This window comes from Blautia sp. AF14-40 (genome assembly GCF_003479665.1).
GTDB lineage: Bacteria > Bacillota > Clostridia > Lachnospirales > Lachnospiraceae > Fusicatenibacter > Fusicatenibacter saccharivorans.
Genome location: NZ_QUHK01000016.1, coordinates 77,906 through 78,162 on the forward strand (window position 1 = coordinate 77,906; position 257 = coordinate 78,162).

Here is a 257-nt window from a genome sequence, read left to right on the forward strand (position 1 = left end):
CCCTTTCCGTTACGACGTGAAAAGTGGTTATCCCTCTTTCCGCACCATATAGGGAACGGCAGGTGTGATTTGTTAAGTTGAAACCGAAAAAATTAAAAAAATTTTTTTTGGTATGAAAAAAGCCCGCACAAAACATATAGTTTTATACGAGCTATTAAAGCTGTAAGATATTCAGTTTTTAATAAAATGCTATTAGGTAGTGTATGATTGTATAGAATTTCGCTTAAAATGTTCCATAATACAATCCCCCTTAAAGC